This is a genomic window from Bradyrhizobium sp. 187 (assembly GCF_023101005.1).
GTDB classification, from domain to species: domain Bacteria; phylum Pseudomonadota; class Alphaproteobacteria; order Rhizobiales; family Xanthobacteraceae; genus Bradyrhizobium; species Bradyrhizobium canariense_D.
The window spans coordinates 3,508,203-3,530,035 of the sequence record NZ_CP064693.1; the positions used below are offsets into that span (position 1 = coordinate 3,508,203).

At 63.8% G+C, this 21,833-nt stretch carries 20 protein-coding genes and 2 pseudogenes; 7 read left to right on the forward strand and 15 right to left on the reverse strand.

What is annotated here, in order from left to right; all coding sequences use genetic code 11:
* Positions 1-605: 605 nt before the first annotated feature.
* Positions 606-1,175, reverse strand: a complete 570-nt coding sequence (locus IVB19_RS16700) for a bifunctional transcriptional activator/DNA repair enzyme AdaA (protein WP_085353539.1) — start codon at positions 1,173-1,175, stop codon at positions 606-608.
* A 130-nt stretch (positions 1,176-1,305) separates the two neighbouring features.
* Here IVB19_RS16700 and IVB19_RS16705 point away from each other — a divergent pair, with 130 nt between their 5' ends.
* Positions 1,306-1,725: a nuclear transport factor 2 family protein gene (locus tag IVB19_RS16705; RefSeq protein WP_085353538.1), complete on the forward strand. Its 420-nt coding sequence runs from the start codon at positions 1,306-1,308 to the stop codon at positions 1,723-1,725.
* A gap of 172 nt (positions 1,726-1,897) precedes the next feature.
* On the opposite strand, the gene IVB19_RS16710 is transcribed toward IVB19_RS16705, so the two are convergent.
* On the reverse strand, positions 1,898-3,361 hold the full coding sequence (locus tag IVB19_RS16710; RefSeq protein WP_247371011.1) for an adenylate/guanylate cyclase domain-containing protein: 1,464 nt from the start codon (positions 3,359-3,361) through the stop codon (positions 1,898-1,900).
* Between the two features lie 358 nt (positions 3,362-3,719).
* On the opposite strand from IVB19_RS16710, the gene IVB19_RS16715 reads away from it, so the two are divergent.
* A complete protein-coding gene (locus IVB19_RS16715) occupies positions 3,720-4,271 on the forward strand; it encodes a GrpB family protein (protein WP_247371014.1) in 552 nt (183 codons plus the stop codon).
* Positions 4,272-4,362: 91 nt separating this feature from the next.
* Here IVB19_RS16715 and IVB19_RS16720 read toward each other — a convergent pair whose 3' ends face one another.
* Positions 4,363-4,680, reverse strand: a complete 318-nt coding sequence (locus tag IVB19_RS16720; RefSeq protein WP_240543135.1) for a hypothetical protein — start codon at positions 4,678-4,680, stop codon at positions 4,363-4,365.
* A 314-nt stretch (positions 4,681-4,994) separates the two neighbouring features.
* The gene (locus IVB19_RS16725) at positions 4,995-5,222 is read right to left on the reverse strand and encodes a hypothetical protein (RefSeq protein ID WP_085353535.1); all 228 of its coding nucleotides are present in this window, start codon (positions 5,220-5,222) and stop codon (positions 4,995-4,997) included.
* Between the two features lie 333 nt (positions 5,223-5,555).
* On the opposite strand from IVB19_RS16725, the gene IVB19_RS16730 reads away from it, so the two are divergent.
* Positions 5,556-6,479 carry an arginase family protein gene (locus IVB19_RS16730; RefSeq protein ID WP_247368601.1) on the forward strand — a complete coding sequence of 308 codons (924 nt, stop codon included), beginning with the start codon at positions 5,556-5,558 and terminating at the stop codon, positions 6,477-6,479.
* Here IVB19_RS16730 and IVB19_RS16735 read toward each other — a convergent pair.
* From IVB19_RS16735 to IVB19_RS16745, 3 genes and pseudogenes are all read right to left on the reverse strand, one after another.
* Positions 6,476-8,728, reverse strand: coding sequence for a CHASE3 domain-containing protein (locus IVB19_RS16735; protein ID WP_247371018.1), 2,253 nt, complete (start codon positions 8,726-8,728; stop codon positions 6,476-6,478). The two genes, IVB19_RS16730 and IVB19_RS16735, sit on opposite strands and share 4 nt — an antisense overlap.
* A pseudogene (locus IVB19_RS16740) lies at positions 8,725-9,143 on the reverse strand (response regulator). Before IVB19_RS16740 ends, IVB19_RS16735 begins: the two are co-directional and overlap by 4 nt.
* A 240-nt stretch (positions 9,144-9,383) precedes the next feature.
* A complete protein-coding gene (locus IVB19_RS16745; RefSeq protein WP_247371021.1) occupies positions 9,384-10,067 on the reverse strand; it encodes a BA14K family protein in 684 nt (227 codons plus the stop codon).
* Positions 10,068-10,313: 246 nt separating this feature from the next.
* Between IVB19_RS16745 and IVB19_RS16750 the strand changes: the two genes are divergently transcribed.
* On the forward strand, positions 10,314-10,721 hold the full coding sequence (locus IVB19_RS16750; protein ID WP_026232746.1) for an NADH:ubiquinone oxidoreductase subunit NDUFA12: 408 nt from the start codon (positions 10,314-10,316) through the stop codon (positions 10,719-10,721).
* 421 nt (positions 10,722-11,142) lie between these two features.
* Here the strand turns inward: IVB19_RS16750 and IVB19_RS16755 are convergent, their stop codons facing one another.
* Positions 11,143-11,829: a DJ-1/PfpI family protein gene (locus IVB19_RS16755; RefSeq protein ID WP_085353530.1), complete on the reverse strand. Its 687-nt coding sequence runs from the start codon at positions 11,827-11,829 to the stop codon at positions 11,143-11,145.
* A gap of 91 nt (positions 11,830-11,920) precedes the next feature.
* Between IVB19_RS16755 and IVB19_RS16760 the strand changes: the two genes are divergently transcribed.
* Together IVB19_RS16760 and IVB19_RS16765 are read left to right on the forward strand one after the other, a co-directional pair.
* Complete coding sequence (locus IVB19_RS16760) at positions 11,921-12,862, forward strand: GlxA family transcriptional regulator (RefSeq protein ID WP_026232745.1); 942 nt, start codon at positions 11,921-11,923, stop codon at positions 12,860-12,862.
* 182 nt (positions 12,863-13,044) lie between these two features.
* A complete protein-coding gene (locus tag IVB19_RS16765; protein WP_018454491.1) occupies positions 13,045-13,221 on the forward strand; it encodes a hypothetical protein in 177 nt (58 codons plus the stop codon).
* A 79-nt stretch (positions 13,222-13,300) separates the two neighbouring features.
* Here the strand turns inward: IVB19_RS16765 and IVB19_RS16770 are convergent, their stop codons facing one another.
* Together IVB19_RS16770 and lipP1 are read right to left on the reverse strand one after the other, a co-directional pair.
* Positions 13,301-14,317: a bile acid:sodium symporter family protein gene (locus IVB19_RS16770; protein WP_247371024.1), complete on the reverse strand. Its 1,017-nt coding sequence runs from the start codon at positions 14,315-14,317 to the stop codon at positions 13,301-13,303.
* Positions 14,318-14,329: 12 nt separating this feature from the next.
* On the reverse strand, positions 14,330-15,277 hold the full coding sequence (lipP1, locus tag IVB19_RS16775; RefSeq protein WP_247371027.1) for a LipP1 family hormone-sensitive lipase: 948 nt from the start codon (positions 15,275-15,277) through the stop codon (positions 14,330-14,332).
* Positions 15,278-15,481: 204 nt separating this feature from the next.
* On the opposite strand from lipP1, the pseudogene IVB19_RS16780 reads away from it, so the two are divergent.
* A pseudogene (locus IVB19_RS16780) lies at positions 15,482-16,521 on the forward strand (DUF2155 domain-containing protein).
* Positions 16,522-16,528: 7 nt separating this feature from the next.
* Here the strand turns inward: IVB19_RS16780 and aat are convergent.
* The 5 genes from aat to accC form a co-directional block, all read right to left on the reverse strand.
* Positions 16,529-17,209: a leucyl/phenylalanyl-tRNA--protein transferase gene (aat, locus tag IVB19_RS16785; RefSeq protein ID WP_026232743.1), complete on the reverse strand. Its 681-nt coding sequence runs from the start codon at positions 17,207-17,209 to the stop codon at positions 16,529-16,531.
* Between the two features lie 50 nt (positions 17,210-17,259).
* Positions 17,260-18,363 (reverse strand): sensor histidine kinase, encoded by a 1,104-nt coding sequence (locus IVB19_RS16790; RefSeq protein WP_018454486.1) that lies wholly within the window; start codon positions 18,361-18,363, stop codon positions 17,260-17,262.
* The gene (locus IVB19_RS16795; protein WP_018454485.1) at positions 18,360-18,800 is read right to left on the reverse strand and encodes a response regulator; all 441 of its coding nucleotides are present in this window, start codon (positions 18,798-18,800) and stop codon (positions 18,360-18,362) included. Before IVB19_RS16795 ends, IVB19_RS16790 begins: the two co-directional genes overlap by 4 nt.
* Complete coding sequence (locus tag IVB19_RS16800; protein ID WP_085353526.1) at positions 18,797-20,314, reverse strand: sensor histidine kinase; 1,518 nt, start codon at positions 20,312-20,314, stop codon at positions 18,797-18,799. Before IVB19_RS16800 ends, IVB19_RS16795 begins: the two co-directional genes overlap by 4 nt.
* Before the next feature lie 106 nt (positions 20,315-20,420).
* Positions 20,421-21,779, reverse strand: coding sequence for an acetyl-CoA carboxylase biotin carboxylase subunit (gene accC, locus IVB19_RS16805; protein WP_018454483.1), 1,359 nt, complete (start codon positions 21,777-21,779; stop codon positions 20,421-20,423).
* Between the last annotated feature and the right edge of the window lie 54 nt (positions 21,780-21,833).

Sequence of the window (21,833 nt, forward strand, 5' to 3'; positions counted from 1 at the left end):
CATCTGCAAACCTTCTCAGAAATACTACGTCTTTTCTTTCTACCCCGGGAGCGAGGTTTCGGAGAGCGTTCGTAGCGAGATATATCTCAAGCCCGACCAGAAGCGGTATTCCCGCGCCCCAAATGTAGATCAGGCCACGCATTGTTGCCTCCGTCAGGATAATTTTGAGCCGCTGCTTCGGGCAGTCTTCCAGGCCAAGGAAGCGGCCACGACAAACGACACGAAACAGAACGCGATCACCCCCAAAGCGCGGACATCGCGGCGCGGCTCGTTGAGCCACACGAGAGCCGCCAGGCAAAGGAGCGCCGGGACCGCGCAGGCTTGTGTTGCGATATACCGACGCCTCAGCGCCAACGGCGCGCGGTCCCCCCAGATAAACGCCTCAACCTGAAACTTGCGAGAAATTGCGTCCGTCCGGGGGAGGCACGACCTATCTAGCTCTGCCACGATGGATTGAAATCCCCATCCGGCAATGCCCAGCAGTGAAAGTCCAAAAAAGAGTAAGAACAGCGACACTTCACGTGTCTAGCAGCTTCAACACAACCGCGCGAGACCAGTTAGTCCGCAATGGGTCCAACAGCGGACCAACGTTGGGATGCCCGACCTCAGGCGAATACTCTGCGGCGGTGGCGAATGCTGGAGGGCGAGCGCCCATAGAGTTCGCGAAAGACGGCGTTGAACCGGCGCACGCTGCCAAAGCCAGCTCGGTAGGCGATCTGGGCCAGTGGTTCAGTCGTCTCGTCAAGTAGGCGCTTCGCCCTCTGTACACGCCTGGTCTTCGCGACCTGTTGGGGGCTGGCCCCGACGTACCGTTCGAACAGACGCGCAAGGTGGCGCGAGCTTACCCCGAGCCGATCGGCCAGTGCGGCAACCGAAGCGTCATCCAAGGCGCCACCATCGATCAATTTCAAGGCCCGCGCGACTGTCGAACGCGTGCCATTCCAGGCAGCACAGAAGGGCGCGGTCTCCGGACGGCAACGCAGGCAAGGTCGGTACCCCGCGGCCTCGGCGGCCGCTGCAGTTTGATAGTAGGTCACGTTACGGGTCAACGGCTGCTTCACCGGGCAAACCGGGCGGCAGTAGATTCCCGTGGTCTTCACTGCCGTGTAGAAACGGCCGTCATAGCGGGGATCGCGCTGCAAGCGCGCGGTGTTGCATACCTCAAAACTGAGCATGACTCATTTTACCGCAGGCCGCAGCCAGAAGAATAGCCCTGAGATGATCAGGTCCGATTCCGGCCAGCGATATCGGTGCGCCCTTCTTATAGAGAAGGTCCAACTTCGCTGAGCACTTGGAGAAGCAAAAATGAACAGCACGAATCCTAAAGAGATCGTCATCAATGCCTGGAAGACTTTTAAAACCCGTGATGCGCAGTTGATCGCGGAGTTGTTTACTCCCGATGCCGAATGGATCGCACCGGCTGGAAATGCCACGGCGGTCGCTCTCAAGCACACCGACCACATGATTGGACCGGACCAAATCGCACAGTTTATTGCCTCGGAAATGCATCATCTGTTCTCGAACGTCGACATCTCGTTTCGGGGCATTCATGCCGATGGCGATACTGTGATCGTCGAGGAGCGAATGCGAGCCACTCTTCCTGGAGGCAAGCCCTACGAGAATGACTATTGCTTCGCTTTTGTCCTTTCCGGCGAGCGGATCAAGCTGGTTCGCGAATACATGGACACCCGAAAGGGCTGGCAGATGATTTTCGAGCCGCTTTAAAGGCTGCTTTGGGTCACAAGCGGTCCTCGACCGGCTGCGCAGGCAGGTCAGCTCTGGGCCACGAACAGACTCCTTTGCTCTTGCCGTGTCCAAGAAAAGCCGCCTCGCGGCGGCCAGATGTCGGAAATACATTTCGATCACTACGCTAGTGCGGACTGCCGCAGAGCCTAGGCTACAATCGGCCGGTGACCCGGTAGACTCGCGCCTCGCCTTCGACGCCGCGCAGCGGCGCCTCGAACTCCTCGACATGGTGGCCCGCCAGCAGCTGGCGAACAGCGGGCGCGGTGTAGAGTGCTTCAGTGAGACAGATTTCGCCGGCGTCGGCGAATGATTGCACCCGCGCGGCAATATTCACGGTCTGGCCGAAATAGTCGAGATTCTCGTTGAGGGTCACGGCGATGGAAGGACCGCAATGTGCCCCCATTTTGAGAACGACGGCGGGCTGGCCGTGCTTGGCGTTGAACTCTCCGATGTCCCGCAGAATGTGCAGCGCTGCCTCCACGGCATCCACCGGCCGGAAAAACGCAGCCATGACGGCGTCGCCGATGGTCTTCACGATGGCACCGGCATGCCGATGGGCAATTGCGTCGAGGAGAGCGAAATGTTCGCGGACGAGAGCATAGGCATTAAGATCCCCGAGGCGCTCGTAGAGCGCGGTCGAACCCTTCAGGTCCGTGAACAGGAACGTCACCTGCCGAACGCCGAGGCCCTCCTCCTCATCTACGCGCTCTGAGCGGAAGAGCTTGCGGAACGTCTGACGCGTCAGCAGCATCCCGCCCGAGACGTAGGGATCGAATTCGAGGGTCGGCTTCTCTGGCATTTCCAAGATTTCAGGTGGCCAGTTGATCAGGAGCAGCGAACCGCGCTTAGGGCCGGTGTTGCTGATCTCGAAGATCACAGGCCCCGACGGCACGGCCGAAACGGCGGGCGTGAACCGCTGCCCGTCATAGGTGGCACGAACGATCGTCGGAGTATTCGGCATCTGCACGGCAGTGGGATCGAGCGCGACCGGGAGCGTAAAGCCCGCCTGGGTCTGGACGTTGACGCCTGAGACCGCGCCCGGCCCAATATCGGTCTGCAGCGTCGTTGTCAGACCGGACGGCAGATAAGTCATTCCGCGAACGAAACCGCGCAAGACATCGACAAATCGAGTCTGTCCGCCGGGCAGCCGTCCGCTGTTGGCGAACTTGAGCTTCCAGTGCAGATCTTCGATCGAGAGATTGTCGACGTCATACAAGGCGAGGTGCCGAATTTGCGGCGAGACGGAGAAGGACACTTCGATGAAGTCGTCGAGTTCGGTGTGACCCTCGATATCGCAAAGCCCGCAGACGAAATGGCTCCGGAGCGCACGGAGCCTCCCGAAGCTTTCCAGCACCAGACCCGAGTGGGGGCAGAGAATGTCCCAATGCATGTCGACCAGCCCGGCGCGAGCGGCATGGAGAAACAGATCGATCGACTCCGGCTCAGCCACACTGCGATCACGGGCGAACGCCAGCGGATTGGCGCGGTACAGGCTGACCTCGTCACCACTGCGAATCAGCGTTTCGAACTTGGAGATTACGCGCGGGCTCCAAGTGCGGGCCTGCTCGATCTGCGTCATCTTGCTTTCGAGAAGACGCTCGTCAATGGATGTCATCGATCAGCTCCTGACGATGGCAATCTATCAGCTTCGCCCGGTCCTCGCGAGCCATCCGATGCCGCACGGCCTATTGCACTGCAAGGATTTTCAAGCCACCCATGTCGCTTATGGGTCAAAGTGCGAAGAACTCAACCTGAGCAAATCTACTCCGCCATGCCTCGCTGGATGGACCTCAATATGGTGCGCCCACGACGTCGCTGAAGCCCCAAAAGCTGACCCGTATATCGGGAGATGCCGCGCATTGCAGTGAGTCCGATCACATGCAGGAACGGTGGTCTGCTCCAACAGGGCCGTTTGAGAAGGGTAGCTTCCAGCGAGGGGACAGAATGGAGAAGTATGGAGGGGCGCCATCGAGGTGCGTGACTATGACCCCGACTGGCCGGTTCGTTTCCAGCAGGAGTGCCGTCGCTTGCGATTTATGATCGGTCCGGCGCTCAAGATCGAACACATGGGCAGTACGTCTGTGTCCGGCCTCTCGGCCAAACCGATTATCGACATCTTGGTCGGCCTCCCGAACTTGTTGCGCGCGAAGTCCACGTTTGTGAGGCCATTCGCGCAACTCAGATACACCTACATCCCCGAGTACGAAGCATGGTTACCTGGTGAACTGTTTTTTCGGAAGAGGATGCCTGGACCCTGGACACACCATCTTCACATCATGGAGCAATGCAATCCACGCTGGAGAGATTTCCTGCTGTTTCGCGACTACTTGCGCTTACACCCGGAAATCGCTGCCGCGTACGGAAGCCAAAGAAATCGCTCGCGGATGAATTTGGCAAGAACATCGAGGGCTTTCGCAAAACAAAACATCGGTTGTGAGGGAGATAACCGACAAGGCGCTATCAGCATTCGGGAAGTATTGTTTTGCGCTGCCACAGCGACGAGATATGCCGTGCGGCGCTGCTAAGATGTCCGCTTCGGGTCCACAAGCGGGAATGCCAACGAGCAGCTCCTTGCTCGAGCCTCACAGCGCAAGGCACGGGTGGAGTTCTCTCCCTTCAGGCGCTTGGCAGGGACCGAGTAAGGAGCTGCCGGCGAGCCTTCTTCAGATCGGTCGCCAGTTTTATTTTCTCTCTCAAAACGAGGATTTCGGAATATTCCTTTTGGATCTCTGGGCGGGTGCGAAGTGCTTCAAGCTGCTGGGCGGTCAGTTTCAGTATCGCGGCAATATGCGTACTCTGGATGTGGTGCATGGCAATCAAATCCGCTGTTGGAAAAAACGGAACGGCACGATACAGCGAACTGCGGTGCGGCGTCGCTGGAAATAAACAGCCAGCCTTACTGTCGTTTTTTTTGCAGCGCGTCACTGCCCTCATCAGGTAGGGGGCTGCCGTCTGCTCATAATGAATTTCTTGACCGCATGAATCGTGCGAGCAAGCTGTCGCGGCCGGCGACTACGCGGCGGCGTGACTAGCACAACGAAGAGCAGGTTCAGCAGCAGCCAGCAGCCGACCGCGATGAAAATGTACTTCATAACTCCTCAAGGGTGCCCTCGGAAGAGCACTGCAAGAAGAGCGGCAGCAACAATCGCGAGCCAGATCATCGAAACAACGAAGCTGGCGAAATGCCAATCTACGTCGCGGCGCCTGGTCTGCATTGTGTCTCCTTCCGGAGGCCGTGTGTCGTCGTCTCAGCGGCCTCTATCGTCCTTGCCGTTGGGGCTGCCGTCTCCGCCGCCGTTGCCCCAGCCGTTGTTGCCGTGATGGTGATGGTCGTCGTGGACCGCGCCTGCGCCCGACTTCGCGATCGCATCCGATGTAAGGGATGTCGACAGGAGTAGGGTGATGGCTGGAGGTGTCACCGCCGCGAACTTTCCGCAGGTTCTTAAGAACTCGCGACGGTCGTCCTGATCTGGCATGCGTTTCTCCGTCCAGAGATAAGCCCAAATTAAATCACAATAACTGGATTAAATCAATTTAATTTCGTTCCAGAAGAAAGCGGCCCGCCCACTCGTCCACTCCCTCAGGGGAAGCTCGACGCGCTGGAGTCCGCTGTGGTCACAAGCCGCCGACCACGCCGAAGGTGGGAGCTTCCGCTTTGCCTTGGTAAGCCGACGTTTATGAGGTCACGTCCTCCGCGAGAGCGGCTTCGACCGCTCGGCTCGGCGGCAGGCCAAGAGCAGGTCAGGAACTCGCGGAGGCGTTGCGGATTGGCTCTGTCGGCCGGACTGAGTGCCTCCAGCGAGACGGCTATGGCGAGCGACCGCAACACATTCCTCGGCGTCGCGGCGTGCGACCTTGCCCTGCCTCTTGGCGAAGCCGACGTCGTCATCTTCGGAGCTGCCGACGCCACGCCGCATTTGAAGGGCAGGACCAGCCATGCCGCGAATGGCCCAGCGGCCATTCGCAATGCTTTGCGCGTTTATCAGACCGACCTTGCCAGGTGGGATTTCGACCAAGACGGAATCCTGCTCGACCCGGAGCAAATCCGGGTCGTCGATGGCGGCGATCTTGCCACGTCACCCGAGGCCCCCGAGCAAAACCGGAATGCAATCAGGTCCGCCACCAGGAAGATCCTGAAGTCCGGCGCGGTACCCATGCTGCTCGGCGGAGATGATTCTGTCCCCATACCGTTCTTCGAGGCGTTCGAAGACATGGGCAAGCTGACGATCCTGCAGATCGACGCGCATCTGGATTGGAAGGACCAGCGCGACGGCTCAGCACATACGTTTTCCAGCACGATGCGGCGCGCCAGCGAGTTGCCTTGGGTCGAACGCATTGTGCAGGTCGGTTTACGGGGTATCGGCGGCTCGGGCCTGCAGGAGCTCAGTTGCGCGCGGAATTGGGGCTCCAGGATTATTACGGCACGAGAGCTCAAAAGCCGGGGCGTTCAAGCCGTCCTGAGTGCAATCGAGGACAGCGCGAATTGCCTGATCACGATCGACTGCGACGGCCTGGATCCGTCCGTCATTCCCGGCGTGCTGCTGCCGCAACCTGGCGGCTTGTCCTATTTCGACGTCATAGACCTGATCGCGGGCGTCGCCTCGAAGGCCAGAATTGTCGGTCTTGATCTGGTCGAATTGGTGCCGGAGCGTGATCTGCAAAATATTGGGGCGATCTGCGCAGCGCGGATCATCTGCAACGCCATTGGACATATCGCCAAGCAGAAACGCTAGCCGGTGGGCATGTGTCCGAGCGCCTTGCGGATCATCGCGGCGAGCTGGTTGCGGCGGTAGGGTTTTGTCAGCAGCATGACGCCGTCGTCGAGCTTGCCGTGGTGGACGATGGCGTTGTCGGTATAGCCGGAAGTGTAGAGCACCTTCACGCCGGGGCGGATCGTCGCAACCTTGTCGGCGAGGTCGCGTCCGCTCATGCCGCCGGGGATGACGACGTCGGTGAACAGTAGATCGAACGGCTGGCCGGCCCGGATCAACTCCAGCGCGGCCTTGCCGTCGGGCGCGGCGACGGTCTGGTAGCCGAGGCTCTGGAGCTGCACGGTGACGAAGTTGCGCACCAGCGGATCATCCTCGACCACAAAAATGGTCTCGGCGCCACCCTCGGCCGGCGGTGCGGCAGAGGTGACTGGCTCGGTCATGCCTTCGCCCGGCGGCAGATAGAGCTTGATCGTGGTGCCGTGGCCTTCCTCGCTGTAGATCTTGATGTGGCCGCCGGATTGCTTGACGAAGCCGTAGACCATGGAAAGGCCGAGGCCGCTTCCCTTGCCGACCTCCTTGGTGGTGAAGAACGGCTCGAACGCCTGCTGTTGCACCTCGGCCGGCATGCCGGTGCCGGTGTCGCTGACGGCGAGCATCACGTAAGGGCCGGGCCGCACGTCGGGATTGCTTTGCGCATAGGCCTGGTCGAGCACGACGCGGTGGGCCTCGAGCAGCAGCTTGCCGCCGTTCGGCATGGCGTCGCGGGCGTTGATGGCCATGTTGAGCAGGGCATTGGTGAGGCGGGACGGATCGATGTGCGCGGTCATCTGCCCCTGTTCGAGCACGGTCTCGATCTCGATCTGCTCGCCGAGGGTGGGGCGCAGGAGTTTCGCGATGTCCGCGACCGCGGCGTTGATCTCGACGTTGCGCGGCTGCAGCGGCTGCCTGCGCGCGAAGGCGAGCAGATGCTGAATCAGCTCGGCGCAGCGCTCGGCGGCCTCGTCGATCAGGCGTGCCACGCGCTGGAGCTCGGGCTGCTGCTTCAGGCTCGCCACCAGCGTCTCGGTATTGCCGGAGATCACGGTCAGCATGTTGTTGAAGTCGTGCGCGACGCCGCCGGTGAGCTTGCCGATGGCATCCAGCTTCTGCGACTGGTACAATTGCCGCTCGGTCTCGCGCGAGGTGGTCGCGTCGTGATAGACCAGCACCGCGCCGGAGACGTTGCCTTTCCCGTCCAGCATCGGCCGGCCGCTGATCATGAGATGACGGGGAGCATTGCCGCTGTGCGGGCGGACGATCATCTCCATGTTCTCGAACGGCTCGCCACGCAGCACGCGTGCCGACGGTAACTCGTCGGCCTTGAGCGGGGTGACGCCGTCGCCGTGAAGCACGATGGACATCGCGCGCAGATTGCGCAGGTTCATGCCGGTCCGGTGCAGCAGCATGCGCTCGGCGGCGGGATTGGACAGAAGGACATTGCCCTCGGCATCGATGACCAGCACCGCCTCCGCCATGCTGTGAAAGGTGCTCTGGAGCACGTTGACCGAGAGGCGCAGCTCGTCATGCGCGGTGACCAGATGCTCGGTGCGCTCGGCCACCGCGGCCTCGAGCTGCTGCTTGGCGGCCGTGGTCTCCATTAGCGTGCTCTTGAGTGCGCCCTCACTGCGCCGGCTCTCGCGCATCATCATCACGACCAGCAGCAGGATCACCAACGCGCCGGCGACGTCGATGCCGAGCAGCACGATGCCGGTGCGGCGCGAATCCTGGGAGCGCGCCGCGAGCAATCGTTCTTCCTCTGCGCTCAAATGATCGAAATTGCCCATCACCGTGTCCATGAGGCCACGGCCCTCGCCCTTGCCCTGGACTGCGGCAATGCCGGCCTGATCGTTTCCGGCGCGCAGGCGCATCACTTCGGCGGCGATCTCGATCCGGCGCAGCGCCAGCGGCTCGGTGCCCTCGAGCAGCGCGACATGTTCGGGAGTGTCGCGCACGCTGCGCTTGAGGTCGGCGAGTGCGGGTGCGATACGGGCGTGCACCGCCTGGAATTCTTCGCTGAAGCTCGGGTTGCGATAGATCTCGTAGCCACGTGCGGCGCTCTCGGCACTGCGCATCAGCACGCGCAGGTCGGAGATCTTCTTCAGCACCCCGACGGTGTGATTGACCCAGGCCGCATCGGACCGCGACTTGACGTCGAGGCCGATCGAGGCTGCGGTGATGATCAGGAGGATGGCAAGTCCAGCACCGAGAATGACGCGCTGCGTTGGGATCAAGGGACTTCTTTCTTGTCCTTCGGCTGCGAGCCATCGCCCGGCAGATGCATTCCCGGATCGTGGTCAGCAGCGTGTCCGGCGTGAACGGCTTGCGCAGGCAGCGGGTCGCGCCAAGCTCCAGCGCCATCCGGAGGAAGTCGGGAGAGGGCGAGGCGGATGATGCGAAGGCGTAGCCGGACATCGCGATTAGCGGAACCGCCGGCGCGCGCTCGTGAAAGATGCGAATGGACTCGAAGCCGCGCATATGCGGCATGAAGATGTCAACCAGCATCACGTCGAAATTCTGTGTTTCGAGCGCAGCCAAACCCGTTTCTCCGCCGTCAGTCAACGTGACGTCGAAGCCCTGACGTTGGAGGAGGACCTCGATGGTCGCGCCGACCATCGGATCGTCATCAACCACGAGAATGCGCGGCATGACACTTCCCAGTCATCGAAGTCCCCACAGCCAAGTTGATACAGGTGAATCGCGCGTCGGGTCAATTTGGGATTGGATAAGGGTAGATATGCACGGTGCGGTGAATAAAGGTCCGCTCGCAGCGATTGTACGCGACACTTGCCGATGTCGAATACGAGGCGAGCGAAACAGGTGAGGCGCCTGAATGAAAAAGGCGCCGCATCGCTGCGACGCCTTCTTCTTCAAGTGTTTCAGGTCGTGTTACGGGCAGGGATGACGCTGGCCGTCATAGCCCAGATAGGTGCCGGACGCGGGATCGTAGGACTTGTAGCGCTGCGCGCAGTAGGCCGCGGAGTCGCCGCCGCCATCGGGGACCACGGCCACTGTCGGTTCATCATAGTAGCTGTCGCCGTAATAGTAGGGGTCGTCGTAATACCCGCCGCCGTAATAGGCGTACGAGCCGAGGCCGCCGATCGCAGCGCCGGCCGCGAACCCGGGCCAAAAGCCGCCGCCGTGACGATGATGCCAGTGACGACCACTCCAATTGCCGCTACCACCCTGCCAGTTGCCCGCAGTCGCGACGCTGCGTGTACCGCTGTAGGACGGCGAGAAGGCCTGTCGGCTCACCGTGCCGGCTGCGAAGCTGCCACCGCCCGGACGTACTGCTGCGCCGGCCGCGAAATTGCCGCCGCCGCCGCCGATCCGCGCGCCGCCGAAGTTGCCGCCGCCCATGCGGGCGCCGCCGCCACCGAAATGTGCCCCGCCGCCGCCGCCACCGAAGTGTGCTCCGCCGCCGCCACCGAAGTGTGCTCCGCCGCCGCCGCCACCAAAGTGTGCTCCGCCGCCGCCGACCGCTGCGGCCCGACTTTGGGCAAAGCTCGGCGTCGCCAACGGGATAACCAATGCCACTGCCGCAGCCGTGCTCAAGACTTTCAGACTTTTCATGATCAAAACTCCTTTTCCCGGAAGCAAACCCCATGAAAGGGCCGGAGTTCCTGGGATCACGGGGGTTTGCGTGCGACGAAAAGTTCTCATGGCGACGCTGTATCCGGCATGAACGGATCGCGTCCGATTTGCGGCAGCGTTCCGTGCCGGGGACTGCATCTGCAGCGCGGCATTGCCGCCCGCGCCGAACTGGACATTTCGCCGTCCGGATGGCATCAGGACCCGACGAAGCAGGGCCCTTGCCGCATGAAACAATTCTTCCTCAAGTTTTTCACCTGGTGGAATGGCCAGACGTTTGGCACCCAACTCTGGACCAAGCGCTACGGCGAGCTGGTCGGCCAGGACGAGCAGGGCAACCTCTATTATCGCACCCGCGGCGGGGCGATCGACCCGGTGCTCGGCTTCGAGCGCCGCTGGGTGGTCTATAACGGCTACGCCGAGGCCAGCCGTATCCCGCCGTCCTGGCACGGCTGGATGCATCACACCGTCGACGTGCCGCCGACGCAGGACAACTACCAGCCGCGCGAATGGGAAAAGCCGCACCAGCCCAATCTCACCGGCACGGCCAACGCCTACCGTCCCGCGGGCTCGACGCTCGCCAGCGGCAAGCGGCCGAAGGCGACCGGCGACTATCAGCCCTGGACGCCGAGCTAGCCTTCCGATTCCCGTCTCAACCCTTGTCGTGGGGGTGGATGCACCCGCATCCGCCTCGCTTTGCTGTGGACAACGGGAACAGCGGGGATGAGTGCTGCGCGGGCATTGCAGCCACGCGGGCGATGCGGCTCAATGGTCGCATCTTACGGAGATGGGAGACCATCGCGTTCGGTTCGGGCAACAGTTCGCGACTGTCCCGAAATGCAGCGGCCGCCGACCAGGACTCGATCGGGAGATAGGCCCCCGGTCTGGAAGCTCCGAAATCGCCCGATGAAATGTGCAGCCGCCGTAAGACAGGAAAGGCCGCTCGGGAAACCGGGCGGCCTTTTTCTTTGATAGAGGGACGACTGGATTTCGCGTGCCCCGGACGCTGCGCGGCACCGCTACGCGATGCATCGCGTCCGGGACACGAGAGTGGAGACTAGGTCATCCGCTCGGCCGCACGCTTCACCGCCTCTAGCCGGCGCGCCTGACCCTGCGCGCCGCGCTCTTTTAGTAATGCCAGCACCTCCGCCGGCGCGGTATCCGGCGAGCCTGCATTGAACGGCGGGGCCGGATTGTATTCGAGCTGAAGCTGGATCGCCTCCGCGGTGGTGCGATCGACCATGATCGACACCAGGGTCAGAGCGAAATCGATTCCCGCGGTGACGCCGCCGCCGGTGATGCGGTTGCGGTCGACGCAGACGCGCGTCTTGGTCGGCGTCGCGCCGAACTGAGCGAGCATCTCCATCGCGCTCCAATGCGTGGCGGCGCGATAGCCCTTCAAGAGGCCGGCGGCGCCGAGAGCCAGCGATCCCGTGCAGACCGAGGTGACGTATTTGGCACCCTCGGCCTGCCGGCGCAGGAAACCGAGCACCTCCTCGTCATTGAGCAGATCGTTGGTGCCGCCGCCGCCGGGCACGCAGATCACGTCGAGCTGCGGGCAGTCGGCGAATGTCGTGGTCGGCGTCAGCGTCAGCACGGAATCGCTCGGCACCGGCTCGACCCGTTTCCAGATCAAATGCAGTTTTGCGCCGGGCACGGAGGAGAACACCTGCAAGGGGCCCGTGAAATCGAGCTGGGTGACGCGCGGAAACACCAAGAGACCGATCTGGAGCGGGGACGACATGAGAGCCTCCAATTATGAGCTTGACGGAAGCAGCCTCTCATGATGCCTTTCCGTCCAGAATGGCGTATTTCCCTCGCTTTCGGACATGACCATGATCGGCATCCTGATCTTCCCGGACTTCCAGTTGCTCGATGCGGCCGGCCCGATCTCCGTGTTCGAGATCGCGGCGCGCTGCACGGGCAAGACGACGACCGGGATCCGCGTGCTGGCGGTGAGCGCGGGGCCGGTGCGCAGCTCGTCGGGCGTGGAGATGATGGCGCGCGACTTCAAGTCGGCCAATGCGATCACGACGCTGGTCGTGGCGGGAGGCGCGGGCGTGACGGATGCCGCGCGCTGCGAGGTCACGCGCGCCTTCGTGCAGCGGCTGGCGCGGCGCGGCGTGCGGGTCGCGAGCGTCTGCTCGGGCGCCTATGTGCTCGCCGAAGCAGGCCTGCTCGACGGCCGCCGCGCCACCACGCATTGGGGACGCACGCGGGATTTCGTCGCGCGCTATCCCAAGGTGAAGTTCGAGCCGGACCAGATTTTCACCCGCGACGGCAATGTGTGGACGTCGGCCGGCATCACGGCCGGCATCGACCTTGCGCTCGCGATGGTGACGGAGGATCACGGTGAGCAGATCGCGCAGGACACGGCGCGGCAGCTCGTGCTGTATCATCGCCGCAGCGGCGGCCAGTCGCAATTCTCGTCACTTCTGGAATTGAAGACGCCGAACGGCCGCTTCGGCGCGCTGCTGTCCTGGGCGCGCGAGAACCTCGACGCTCGCTTGACTGTCGAAGATCTCGCCGACCGCGCCGGCATGAGCGCGCGGCATTTTGCCCGCGCCTTTGCCGCCGAGACCGGCACGACGCCTTCAAAGGCCATCGAGCGCTTGCGCATCGAGGTCGCGCGCGAGCGCGTGCAGTCCTCGCGCGAGGCGATCGAACTCGTCGCGGAGACGACCGGTTTCCGCGATCCCGAGCGCATGCGGCGCGCCTTCATTCGCGCCTTCGGCCAGCCGCCGCAAGCGCTGCGGCGCGCGGCAAGGGCCGGGTAGGGAGAATTGATCGAGTTGGAGAGCCCGCTTGAGCGGGTGAGCACACTTGGATATTTGAGCAGACTTGCATATTGCGCGGCATTTCGCCCTTTGGACCCGGAACGGACCTCGTCAAGCGAATGCACCCGTTGTAGACGATGTGTACAACACGTACCGTCGCCGATCCGATGCAAGGAACCCCAATGACCGATCGAGAAAAGATTCTGATTGCCCTTCGCGAAAAACCTCTGAAGACCTTCGAAGTCATGAAGCGCGTGAACATCAAGAATCAGGACGACTGCCAATCGCTCCTGTTGAAGATGCGTGACGAAGGCGCCGTGAAGTTCGACATTCACAAGGGACATTGGCGCGCTGCGTGACGACATTCGCCTGGTCACCAGCGGCCTCGCGATGGCAGAGCGGACATGACTTGCGTGTTGGCAAGGCTTGCGAATTGGTTCAGCCCGATGCGGCCTTGCCGCCGGTCGCCGCGGCGCCCGAGGCCTGTGCGCGCGCCGTCAAGCGCCGCGCGATCGGCATCAGCATGTAGGGCGCCAGGTGAATGGGAAACTGCGTCATCGCGAAATAGAGCCAGGTGGTGGGCGGCAGCGCGCCGGCGGTCGCGGCGAGCATCAGGCCCAGATTGCGCTGTGACACCATCAGCCCGAGCGCCAGCGCGCGCTCATAGCCGATGCGGCGGAACAGCAGCGTGGTCACGGCGAGCAGCGTGAAATAGATCGCGAAGGCGAGAGCCGCGAAGCCGATGGTGGAGACCGGCCGGGCGACGAGATCGCTCGCGACGTCGCCCATGATCGCGGTCGCGAAGACCAGCAGGATGACGATGTTGAAGCCGTCGATCGGCTGCCTGTGGCGCTGGATCGCGGCCGCGCCGAAGACTTGCCGGATCACGGTCGCGGCCAGCAGCGATGCTGCGAGGATGCCGAGCAGCTTCAGCCCCAGCGCAGGCGGCGAGATACTGAGCATGTCGCCGAGGAAGAGACTTGCGAACAGCGATGCCGTGAACGGTACCAGCGCCGTCGCGCTCACCAGCGTGACCAGCACCAGCGTTGCGTCGAGGCCCATCAGCGCCGCCAGCGCCGGTGCGGCCATCATCGGCGAGGCCATGCTCTGCAGCATCAACGCCAGGGCAAGGTCGGGCGCGCGCGCCGTGAGCCCGGTGACATGGACGATCAGCCCGATGATCACAGGCACGCCGATCATGGTCCAGACGGTCGCGGTCGCGACCAGCGCCGGCCGGCGCAGATGGCCGGTGAGCGCGGCGAGATCGACCCGCATGAAGGAGATGCAAAGCAGAACGAAGATCGCCTCGGTGACGTAGGGGCGCAACAACGCCCCGAGCGGCGGTACCGCGAGCGCGATGAACACGACGGCGGCCACCGCGCGGGTGCCCTGGCCGCCAAGCCATGTCAGACCGCGCAGCGGGAGGGCGAATATGCTTTGAAGAACAGGCGGCATCGGGAATGGCGTTCAGGCCAATCCTTTCAGCCACGCGCCGATCTCGCTCACGGCGACATTGGCCTCTCGCAGCAATTTCCCCATCGTGAGGAAGCCGTGGAACTGGCCGGGATAGTGCTTGTAGGCCACGGGCACGCCGGCCCGCTTCAGCCGCTCGGCATATTCGCCGCCTTCGTCGCGCAGGGGATCGGCACCGGCGGTCAGCACATAGGCCGGCGGCAGGCCGGCCAGGTTTGTCGCCCGTGCCGGCGAGGCGCGCCAGTCGTGGATATCGGCGGCGCCGTTGAGATAATGGTCGCGGAACCAGCGGATCACCGAATGCGTCAGCAGCACGCTCGTCTCGGGTTCGCGGTGAGAGCCGTGCGTCATGGCGAAATCGGTTGCCGGGTAGATCAGCAACTGGCCCGCGATGGCCGGACCGTCGCCGTCGCGCGCGGCGAGCGCGACGACTGCGGCAAGATTGCCGCCGGCGCTGTCGCCACCGATCGAAAGCCGGGAGGCGTCGATGCCGAGTTCGCGCGCGTTGGCGGCGACCCATTTGGTCGCGGCGATCGCGTCATCGATGGCGGCGGGAAATTTGTGCTCGGGCGCGAGGCGGTAGTCCACCGAGATCACGATCAGCGCGCCGGCGTCGGCGAGCTGGCCGCAGACGACGTCATGGGAGTCGAGATCGCCGATCACCCAGCCGCCGCCGTGGAAGAACACCAGCGCCGGGGACAAGCCATCATACCGCCGCGGCTCTTTCGGAACATAGAGGCGCGCGGGAATGGCGCCGTGCGGTGCCGGGATCGACAGCGGCGTGACGCGCGCGAGGTCAGGTGGCTCGGGATTGGTCGCAAAGCGCGCCTGCGCGTAATAGGCCCGCGCTTCCGGTGCGGTCAGGGTCTCATAGGCGGGCCGGCCGGCCTCCTGAAAGGCCTTGTAGACGGCGGCGGCATCGGGATCGAGCACGACGGGCATGGGAAGCGACCTCTGGGTTTCTGATTGTTCGTTGGACGTCGTTTTCGGGGCGATGCCCGCCTGACCCCTGGGAGGAGTGCTCGACTATTCCATCCGGGGGCCGATCTGGCCAGACCGGGCCGGGAAGGGCAGGGATGCCGCCCTTCCCCCGCCGTATTCGCCGTGTTAACCGGATGGCCTGCGAGCGGCGGTATCCCCTGTAGAATGTCCTCCAGCAAGCCCGATTCGCTGTTGAAGCCGCGCGAGATATGTTTCGAACATTTACCCTGACAGGTCTTGCGGCGCTTCTGGCCGCCACCGCACTGACGGCTGCGACGCCGGCGCAGGCGCAGATCGGCACGATCTTCTCCGATCCGCCGCCGCTGCGGCCGCCCGGCACCATTCCGCGTGGCCAGCCCCAGCCGCAGCCGCAGATCCCCGATGACGACGAAGAGGTGCCGGAGCTGCCGCCGCAGGGCCGTGTGCTGCCGTCGCGTCCGATGGCGCCACCGCCAGGCCGGCAGGGCAATGTGATGCCGGGGCCGGTCGAGACCCAACCTCTGGCGCCGCCGCCCGGTTCTAGCGCCGCTCCGCCAAACCAGCCGCCGCCCGTCGCGGTCGCTCCGCCCAATCCGCAAGGCGCCCCGGGTGCGCCCGGTCAGCGTCAGCCACAGCAGAAGGGCGGACCGGGCGGCGCTGTCCCGCAGACGCCGGCGAGCCTTCAGCCGGGCGACGAAGTCGTCACCGAGCCGCCGGCCCAGAAGATCGTGAACAAGAAAGCGACCTTCTCCGGCCTCGACAAGATCACCGGGCGCATCATCAACTTCGACGAGGAGATCGGCGAGACCGTGCAGTTCGGGGCGCTGCGCGTCAAAACCGACGCCTGCTACACGCGGCCGGCGACCGAGGCCGCCAACACCGACGCCTTCGTCGAGGTCGACGAGATCACCTTGCAGGGTGAGGTGAAGCGCATCTTCTCGGGCTGGATGTACGCGGCAAGTCCGGGCCTGCACGGCGTCGAGCACCCGATCTACGATATCTGGCTCACCGACTGCAAAGAGCCGCAGCAAACGATTGCGACCGCGGCACCGGATCCCGGCACCAAGCCGGCACCGCCGCCGCCCGCGCAGAAGAAGGCCGCGCCCAAGCAGGTGCAGCAGCGTCCGCCGCAGCCGTTACCGCCGATCCAGCAGCAGCAGCCGGCACCGCCGCCACCACCCGAGCAGCGGCCGGGTCTGTTCGGTTTCCCCGGGTTTGGCCGGTAATTGCTGATTATTGCCGCGCAGCGATGATCTCGAGCGCGCGCGCGCCCGGGATCGCTTCGCCGGCCGAGAGCCTCAGGAAATCGCCAGGCTCGCCCGCGAGCGCCTTGTCGAGCAGCGCGGTGTAGCGCCGCCGCGAAATCTCGGCCGCGCCAAAACTCTTCAGGTGTTCGGTGACATATTGGGTGTCGAGCAGCTCGAAGCCGCCATGGATGAGCCGCGCGACCAGATGCACCAATGCGACCTTGGAGGCATCGCGTGCGGTGTGGAACATGCTTTCGCCGAAAAAAGCCCGGCCCAGGCTGACGCCGTAAAGGCCGCCGACGAGGTCCTCGCCCTGCCAGGCCTCGACGCTGTGGCAATGGCCGAGCTCGTACAGCCCGCCATAGAGGTCGCGGATGCGCTTGTTGATCCAGGTGTCCTCGCGCCCGGCTTGGGGTGCGGCGCAGCCGGCGATCGTGGCCTTGAAGGCGGTATTAACGGTGACGCGGAATGAATCCGAACGCACGGTGCGCGCGAGCCGCGAGGCCACGCGAAATCCGTCGAGCGGGATGACCCCGCGCAACTCCGGCTCGACCCAGAACAGGGTCGGATCATCGGCGCTTTCAGCCATCGGAAAGATGCCGCAGGCATAGGCGCGCAGCAGCACGGCTGGCGTGATTTCAGACGGGGCAGAGTCGCGCGAAGTCATGGCGCGCCATAATAGCAGGATCGCAAGGCGGGTGCGATGGGCGGTGCGGATCAGTTCGCTGCGGCAGCAGCCGGCTTGCCGGCGGCAGCCGGGACACGGCGGAACATCAACATGACGCGGGTTCCTGAATGGTTGGGGTCGCGCTCGACCGAAGCGTCGAGCTTGCTGGCCATAGCTGCGACGATACGCTGGCCCATGCCGGTGGAGCGCGGATCGGCCTTGACGTTGTCGCCGACGCCATCGTCGCTGATCGAGAGCAGGAGATCGTCGCCCTGCGAGGTCAGCTCCACATGGATCGGGCCGGCGCCGTCAGGGTAGGCGTATTTTACCGCGTTCATCACCAGCTCGTTGACGATGATGCCGACGGCGACTGCACGGTCCGGATCGATCTCGATCGGTTCGGCCTTCAGCGTCAGGCGCGACATCCGGTTGCCCTCGGCCGAGCGGCGCAGATCCTCGAGCAGCGAGTCCAGATACTGGTTCAGGACCACGCTCTTCAGGTCTTGCGAGGTGTAGAGGCGGCGGTGCACTTGCGCGACTGCGGCCACGCGGCCCATCGCATTGGTCAACGCAGCCTTGACCTCGTCCTGCGCGGCGGAGCTGGCCTGCAGGTGCAGGAGGGAGGCGATGATCTGCAGCGAGTTGCCGACGCGGTGGTTGACCTCGCGCAATAGCAGCTCGCGTTCGGCTGCAAGAGCAGCGTAGCGGTCGCGCGAGGCATGGATCTCGGCTTCGGCTTCCTCGCGCGCCTTCTGCAATTCGGCTTGGCGCAGCGCGCCATCGGCCGCGACGTGAAGCAGGGGAATGAAGTCGCCCTTGACGTCCTTGACGAGATAATCGGCCGCGCCCGCCTTCAGCGCCGTCACCGCGATGCTGGAATCCTGCGAGGCCGTGACGAAGACCACCGGCGGCGCGCCCGGGATCGCCATGATCTGCTCCAGCGTTTCCAGTCCGTCGAGGCCGGGCATGTATTGGTCGAGCGCCACCACGTCGATACCGCCGGTCGTGGCCGCGCGGCGGATGTGCTCGAGGCCTTCCTCGCCGCTTGCGGCGTGAACGACCTTGTAGCCGCGCCGTGTCAGGCCGCGATCGACCAAGCGCGCCAGCGCCCCGTCATCGTCGATGTAGAGCAGTGTGGGCGTACGTTGATTCATGGGGCGGCGGGCGGGACCTGGATGACCGAGAAGAACAAGCCGAGCTGCCGGATGGCATTGGCGAAATTCTCGTAGTTCACGGGCTTGGTGATGTAGACGTTGCAGCCGAGCTCGTAGCAGCGTTTGATTTCCTGGGAATCGTCGGTGGTGGTCAGCACCACCACGGGCGAGGCCTTCAGGTATTTGTTCTCCTTGATCTGCTTCAAAATGTCGATCCCGGTCATGTCGGGGAGGTTGAGATCGAGCAGGATCAGGAGCGCATTGCCTTTTTGCACGAGCCCGCTGCCGTCGGGCCCGAACAGGTGCTTCATCGCCTCAGTGCCGTTGGCAAAGGAGATGATCTCGTTGTTGACGCCGGACCTCCGGATGTTCCGCTCGATCAGCCGCGCGTGGCCCTCGTCGTCCTCGATCATGATGATGGTGACGGGTTGAGTCATTGATCCGCGTTCCGGTTGCTGGCGTTCCAGGTGATGGGCAGCGTGATGGTGAACGTGCTGCCCGTATTCAGTTCCGATGATACCGACATGGTGCCGCCGAGGCGACGCACAAGTGCACGCACATGCGCAAGACCGATGCCCTGACCGGGCTTGTCCTGGGTTCCGGCGCGGCGAAACAGGTCGAAGATCCGCTGGTGGTCCTTGGCGTCGATGCCGCGGCCGTTATCGCTGATCTCGAAGATAGCGTAGCCGAGCTTGGTGCGCCCGCGGATTCTGATCTCGCCGGGGACGCCGGGCTTGAGATATTTGATGGCGTTGTCGATCAGATTGGAGAAGATCTGCTCCAGCGCCAGGCGGTCGCTGACGAGATCCGGCAGCGGGGCGATGTGGATCTCGGCCTGCGCTTCGGCGGCCTGATGCGCCAGCGTCGACACGATGGCTTCGATCAGCTCGCGCGTGTCGATCTTTTCCGGCTGGAACTCGCGCCGGCCCTCGCGGGTGAGATTGAGGATCGCCGAGATCAGGCGGTCCATCTTGGCGATCGACGACTTGATGAAGCCCAGCGCTTCGGAAAAATCGTCTGACAGCTGCTTGTCCGGACCTTCGAGTGCGATCTCGCCGTCCGGCAACGGCGGCCCGTCGGCCGGGACATGGGTGAGGCTGCCGATACGGCGGAAAATGTCGCCGCCGAGCTCTTCGAGCTCACTGGTGAAGCCCATGATGTTAACGAGTGGCGAGCGCAGATCGTGGCTGACGATATAGGCAAAGCGCTGGATCTCGTTGTTGGCTTCGCGCAGATCGGCCGTGCGTTCGTCGACCACGCCCTCCAGATTGACATTGGCATCGCGCAGGCGCGCCTCGGCATCGTCGCGGGCAAGGGCCGAGCGCCGCACCAGCCAGATCGAGATCAGGGCCAGCAGCACGACGAGGCCGGAGCCGATGCCGGTCATCGACGCGGCCAGGGTCTGGCTGCGGTCCGAATTGACCGTTCGCAGCCGGAATAGCCGTTCCTCCTCCTGAATCATCCCGGTCGCGACATTGGCGATCGCGGCCGTGGTGTCCGTGGAGGCGATCTCGCGGACCAGCGCTGCGGCCTTCTCCGGCTCGCCGCGCCGGATGAAGTCCATCTCCTGCACGAACTGGCCGAGCCTAGTCTCGATCGCCGCGCTCAGCTTCTCGATGCTTTGGCGTTGCTCCGGATTGTCGCCGATCAGGCGCGTGAGCCTGTCGAGAGCCGGGACGATGGCCGCCACGGCCTTGTCATGGTCGACCTTGAAATCCTCGCCTTGTGTCAGAAGGTAACCCCGGGCGGTGCTCTCGGCGCGGCGGATTTCCAGCAGGAGGGCGTTGATCTGGTTCTCCGCCTCGATGGTGTGAATCACCCATTTGCTGTCGTCTCTCGCCTTGTTGACGAGGTAGACGGAGCCGGCGCTGATCACGGTCAGCACCAGGAGACCGGCCGCGAACAGCAGGATCTGCCAGAATCTACGCCGCCGCTGCGCGTCAGCGATCACGACGGTCTCGCTCGATCAGGCTTGCCGGACTTCAAAACGCCCCCTCGGAACTGTCCCCATCGTGCCAAACGCGATTAGGGCCAAAGGGTTCCACGGGAAAGGACGGCTACTTCGGGGCGGGTTCCGCCTTGTTGGCGAGATATTGTTCCAGCCAGTGGATGTGATAGTCGCCGTTGATGATGTCGTCTTCGCGCACCAGAGCGCGGAACAGCGGCAGGGTCGTCTCGATGCCCTCGACCACCATCTCGTCCAGCGCCCGGCGCAGCCGCATCAGGCACTCGCCGCGGGTCTTGCCGTGCACGATCAGCTTGCCGACCAGCGAGTCGTAATAAGGCGGGATCGTATAGCCCTGATAGACTGCGGAATCGATCCGCACGCCGAGCCCCCCGGGCGGGTGATATTGCGTGATGCGGCCGGGCGAAGGACGAAAGGTCTGCGGATTCTCGGCGTTGATGCGGCACTCGATCGCGTGGCCGATGACCTGGACCTCGTCCTGCCTCGCCGGCAGGTCGCCGCCGGCGGCGATGCGGATCTGCTCCAGCACGAGGTCGATGTCGGTGATGCTCTCGGTGACGGGATGCTCGACCTGGATGCGGGTGTTCATCTCGATGAAGTAGAACTCGCCGTCCTCGAACAGGAACTCGATCGTGCCGACGCCGAGATATTTCATCTCGCGCATCGCCTTGGCGCAGGTCTCGCCGATCTTGGCGCGCGCAGCCGCGGTCAGCACGGGCGAGGGGCCTTCCTCCCACACCTTCTGGTGGCGTCGCTGCAGCGAGCAGTCGCGTTCGCCAAGATGAATCGCGCCGCCGCGGCCGTCGCCGAGGATCTGGATCTCGATGTGACGCGGCTTCTGCAGATATTTCTCGAGGTAGACGGAAGCATCGCCGAAGGCGGATTTGGCCTCGTTGGCGGCCGTCGACAGCGCGACCTGAAGATCGGCCTCGCTCTCGGCCACCTTCATGCCGCGGCCGCCGCCGCCCGCCGCGGCTTTGACCAGCACGGGGAAGCCGATCTTCCTGGCGATCGCCATCGCGTCGTCGTTGGGGCCGACCCCTCCGTCGGAGCCGGGCACCACGGGAATGCCGAGCTTCTTGGCGGTCCTCTTGGCCTCGATTTTGTCGCCCATCAGGCGGATGTGCTCGGCCTTCGGGCCGATGAAATGCAGATTATGCTCAGCGAGGATTTCGGCGAAGCGCGCGTTCTCCGACAGGAAGCCGTAGCCGGGATGCACGGCATCGGCCCCGGTGATCTCGCAGGCCGCGAGCAGCGCGGGCACGTTGAGATAGCTGTCCTTGGAGGCCGGCGGCCCGATGCACACGCTCTCGTCCGACAGGCGCACATGCATGGCGTCGGCGTCGGCGGTTGAATGCACGGCGACGGTCGCGATCCCGAGCTCCTTGCAGGCCCTGAGGATGCGAAGGGCGATCTCGCCGCGATTGGCTATGAGGATCTTGTCGAACATGGTGTCCTTATTGGACTGACGCGCGGAAAGCGGCGAGGGCGATGAGACCGCCCT

What these genes read in the sequence shown, in the direction of transcription:
- IVB19_RS16700 (WP_085353539.1), bottom strand. Translation starts at nt 1,175, where the DNA reads ATGCTCAGTTTTGAGGTATGCAACACCGCGCGCTTGCAGCGCGATCCC.
- IVB19_RS16705 (WP_085353538.1), top strand. Translation starts at nt 1,306, where the DNA reads ATGAACAGCACGAATCCTAAAGAGATCGTCATCAATGCCTGGAAGACT.
- IVB19_RS16710 (WP_247371011.1), bottom strand. Translation starts at nt 3,361, where the DNA reads ATGACATCCATTGACGAGCGTCTTCTCGAAAGCAAGATGACGCAGATC.
- IVB19_RS16720 (WP_240543135.1), bottom strand. Translation starts at nt 4,680, where the DNA reads ATGAGGGCAGTGACGCGCTGCAAAAAAAACGACAGTAAGGCTGGCTGT.
- IVB19_RS16725 (WP_085353535.1), bottom strand. Translation starts at nt 5,222, where the DNA reads ATGCCAGATCAGGACGACCGTCGCGAGTTCTTAAGAACCTGCGGAAAG.
- IVB19_RS16730 (WP_247368601.1), top strand. Translation starts at nt 5,556, where the DNA reads ATGGCGAGCGACCGCAACACATTCCTCGGCGTCGCGGCGTGCGACCTT.
- IVB19_RS16745 (WP_247371021.1), bottom strand. Translation starts at nt 10,067, where the DNA reads ATGAAAAGTCTGAAAGTCTTGAGCACGGCTGCGGCAGTGGCATTGGTT.
- IVB19_RS16750 (WP_026232746.1), top strand. Translation starts at nt 10,314, where the DNA reads ATGAAACAATTCTTCCTCAAGTTTTTCACCTGGTGGAATGGCCAGACG.
- IVB19_RS16755 (WP_085353530.1), bottom strand. Translation starts at nt 11,829, where the DNA reads ATGTCGTCCCCGCTCCAGATCGGTCTCTTGGTGTTTCCGCGCGTCACC.
- IVB19_RS16760 (WP_026232745.1), top strand. Translation starts at nt 11,921, where the DNA reads ATGATCGGCATCCTGATCTTCCCGGACTTCCAGTTGCTCGATGCGGCC.
- IVB19_RS16765 (WP_018454491.1), top strand. Translation starts at nt 13,045, where the DNA reads ATGACCGATCGAGAAAAGATTCTGATTGCCCTTCGCGAAAAACCTCTG.
- IVB19_RS16770 (WP_247371024.1), bottom strand. Translation starts at nt 14,317, where the DNA reads ATGCCGCCTGTTCTTCAAAGCATATTCGCCCTCCCGCTGCGCGGTCTG.
- lipP1 (WP_247371027.1), bottom strand. Translation starts at nt 15,277, where the DNA reads ATGCCCGTCGTGCTCGATCCCGATGCCGCCGCCGTCTACAAGGCCTTT.
- aat (WP_026232743.1), bottom strand. Translation starts at nt 17,209, where the DNA reads ATGACTTCGCGCGACTCTGCCCCGTCTGAAATCACGCCAGCCGTGCTG.
- IVB19_RS16790 (WP_018454486.1), bottom strand. Translation starts at nt 18,363, where the DNA reads ATGAATCAACGTACGCCCACACTGCTCTACATCGACGATGACGGGGCG.
- IVB19_RS16795 (WP_018454485.1), bottom strand. Translation starts at nt 18,800, where the DNA reads ATGACTCAACCCGTCACCATCATCATGATCGAGGACGACGAGGGCCAC.
- accC (WP_018454483.1), bottom strand. Translation starts at nt 21,779, where the DNA reads ATGTTCGACAAGATCCTCATAGCCAATCGCGGCGAGATCGCCCTTCGC.